Source organism: Paenibacillus sp. P4_E11, assembly GCF_056401635.1.
Window position 1 is genome coordinate 1 of record NZ_JBFUIX010000240.1, and the last position, 3,762, is coordinate 3,762.

The 3,762-nt window shown below is 48.0% G+C and carries 2 protein-coding genes; both read left to right on the forward strand.

What is annotated here, in order from left to right:
* Positions 1–3,424: coiled-coil domain-containing protein (locus AC1DWB_RS32045; RefSeq protein ID WP_477545149.1), on the forward strand; the 3,424-nt coding region annotated here is incomplete at its 5' end.
* Positions 3,425–3,552: 128 nt separating this feature from the next.
* The coding region (locus AC1DWB_RS32050; protein ID WP_477545150.1) for a hypothetical protein at positions 3,553–3,762 on the forward strand (210 nt) is incomplete at its 3' end.

Sequence of the window (3,762 nt, forward strand, 5' to 3'; positions counted from 1 at the left end):
CTATGACGAATTGCAGCAAGACCATAAAAAACTGGAACTCGATAAAAAGCGGGCTCTCGGACGACTGCAAGAGTCCAGAGCGAAGGAGAAGGCACTTCAAGTAGCTTTCCACCTTGCTCAACGAAGCATGCAACGGAATGGTGTGACCAGGCTCCAGAACGAGATTACGGCCATCGAAAGCTCCATGGAGTTGAAGGAGCAGCAAGAGGCKGTCCAGCAATCGAGACTCAATTTGCTCAACCAATGGGGCATCGTATCCCTGCATTGGCAGCAAATGATGACAAAGTTCCAGCGCAAAATGRAAGAGTTGGCGGATGAGGAAAATTCACTGGGAACGGATAAAGAAAAGAAAGTCCGAGAATTAGGTGGCCTGGAAAATCTGCAGACCGATCTGACCAAGTTGATTCGCCAATACAACGAGGACTTGATCCACTTTACAGCCCAATATGGTACAGATGCGGCTTCGTCTCCTTCAGCAGCGTTAGGTCGAGTTCAGACAGCTTCCAAACTGCTGATTGATGAACTTCATACACTCGTCGAACTGCTGAAGAAGGCTGAAGAAATGAAGCTTAGCATCCATCTAGCGTATGCTGCCTTGGAAGAGAAGCTTCTCCATCAAGAAAGCAGTCGAGCTGTACTGCAAGTAACACTTGAGGAGCAACAGAGCAAGGAATCCCAATTGTGGTCGCAGCTTGTAGTCTTGTTAGGTATGTATGACGAACATACCCGCTTGGGGACAGCCGGATTGTTCGAAGAAGTAGGAGATATTCAGGCTCGATTTCTTCGAGCGATCGATGATCATACCCATCAAGTGAAGCGGGTTAGGCGAGAGTATTACAGCCAGTTGGTCGATGTGGAGCTACAACACCATTCGTATTGGCTGCCTAATGCCGATGTTAGTGTTGCTAGAGATGTTCTTGAATCGAATCAGATTACTTGTATGCTGGGTAGCTCATACTTGAACGACCTGTCACAAACCGAACGACATGAGGAGTTGGAACGGCACCCGCTTCTGCCGTATAGCTTGATTGTGACCAAGCGTGAGTCCTATAAAATAACGCCAGATCTGCTGAAGGGAGTTCTATTGAAGTCAGCGGTTCCCATCTTCATTCGGGAAGAGATGGCAGAGGTACAGCAAGTGGCATTCAGGCTGCTATCCAATCTAGGTCCACAGATGGTGCTCGATCCCGGTATGTTCCAGCAATGGAGGGACGGGATTCAAGCCCAATCGAAGCGACTGGAGGAAGAGCTGCACGATTCGGAAGCGTACTTAGCCAAGCTGAAGAGTGCGCAGCAAGAATACGAGCGATTGCTCCGAGGTGAAACGAGTCGATCGCTGCATCGTAAGCTGGCACAATTAATGGAACAGATGAATGAGAGTAAGGAACAGCAGGCGAATCTGCGTGAGCAGAAGCAACACAATCACGATGCTCTTCAGCAATATGCTCACCAGATTGCAACTGCTGAAGCCACGAAGCAGGAGCTAGAGAGCCGATCTGTGGCCTTGCAACAATGGCTCGATCGGACGAAGTTGAATCAGACCCATCTCTTGGACAAACGTAATCTTATCGACCGGATCACCCAGCTTGAGAAGGACTTACAGGAGATCGTACAAAGCATCAATCATTCCAAGCTGAAGTTGACGGTCATCGTACAATCCCGGGACAAGTGGCTGGGGAAGACCAAGCATACGATATTCCCGCGACTGCAGGCTTGTATCCCGGATATTACGTTTCCAATGCATGAGGAGACCAAGTCGGATACGGAAAGCCCTTCCATTGGAACAGAGGAACAAGATCTATTAGTGCAATTGTTAGTGCAATATGAAGGTATGCAACAAACATTGACGCAGAATGAACTTGAAATTCGAACCAGAACTRCACAGATTGCAAGTGCAAGAGAACGGATGGAAGAGATCGAGTTGGCTCTGGATGCCATTGAGAAGGATTGGAAGCAATCCGATGAGCCCGTTGAATCCGTCGCTATGATTGGCGCTGCCCAATTGAATCAGCGTGCTGAGACCGCCAATCTGGATGAGGACCACCAATTGATTCATGATGCTTATATTCKATGTGATGAACGTGCTGGACAACTGCTGGAGGAACTGAACCGGAAGGAACGGGAGATAAAGGAGAAGCATGCTGGCCGATCTGTGGAACTCTGGACAGGTTCACCCTCACTCCAACAACTGGAAGACGATATTGTGGAACGAAGCGAGGAGAACAAGCGCACGATCCAAACATGCAGAGTCTTGTTGAATGGAGTTGCAGAACGGATTCAAACGTATTCGAACCAGCATAAGATTATCGCAGCCTTTGTTGATGGTACAGTCGACAGTCAAGATGTACCGGAAGAGATGAGACAATCGCTCTGGAGCAACTGTGAGGCCTTGGTTGGACAGTGGATTCGAACGATGAAGCAATGTCGCGAACAACGTGAGGAGCTTTCCCGCAAAGTTAAAAGTGAGAAAACGGCTCTGAGTGTGAAGATTACCAAGAGCGGCTGGAATGCCGAGTTGGAGGCGAAAATCCAGGAGCGGTTAAACTCGATTCATTGGGATGACTTCGTACTTGCCGACCAAGTATTGGATTCACTCATGCGCAGTTCGCAGGATCAGATCGAGGGCATTAAGTCGGATAAGGACGGGATGGAGCTCGCGCGGCAGCTGTGGGTCGGCCGTGCCTCGAAACGGGTCATTCAAGTGGTTGAAGTATTGAAACGAATGGAACGAAAGATGATCATTCATAATGAGAATGAGTATGCCTTTCCGCTTGTTAAGTTCAACTACAAAAACATTAACGTTCCCAAGTCGACCGAGGATGTTGAGCCACTGATCACGGAGTATTTCAATCGTTGTATTCAAGGGCTGCTCCAAAAGCATGCAAAAATTGAAGATGTTCCGCCAAGTGTCATGAAAGAGATGATTAATGATGGACGTATGGTGTATGTAGCCATGCAGAATCGATTCCCAACACTGCAAGTGTACAAGCCCGTTACGGAAAATTACTTTCTATACACCCGTCCAGAGGATTATCATTACTCCGATTGGGAAGTAATCAATCGCGGGTCGCTGGATGAAGCTGTGGGTAGTGGAGGCCAGCGGCAATCGGTCCAGCTGCTCGTGGCGATGATGATCATGACTCACAAGCGGGTGAATCGGGAGAATAAGGGCTGGACCGTCTTCTGCTATGATAATCCATTCGGAGAGATGGTCTCCAATAACGTGCTCGATCCCGTCTTCGAAATTTCTAAGGCGCTGCGCTTTCAATGGTTGATCGTCACGCCTCCTGAACTAGTAAAAAATGATGTAAGTGTTCGGTTTGGTGTGTATTGGCAGCTTTATTTTGCCGGAGGGAAGGGGGATATGATCCAGTCCACCTTGGTCAAAGGCGGAAGGAAGATTGTACCCGCTACTCTGTTCTAACGTATATCCACAACCAACCTCTGGAGTTATTACTTCAGAGGTTTTTCTTTATTAGAAGTGGGCATCTTAATTCCGTGGGCGTAACCATCACATTACGACAACAATAACGGAATGAGGGTGATCGTACAATGAAAAAGATTATTGCCATAACTGCAGCACTGCTATTGGGTATTGTGATTATGGTCAACTACAACAAATCGCATAAAGAAGCATCTCCTGCACCCGCACCAACACCTGCTGTCACTCCTGCTGCCACTCCTGGTGTAGTGAATCAAACCTCATCGACGACCTTGCCACCTATAGATGGTTCGATCTCGATGACTCAAACACCGTTATAT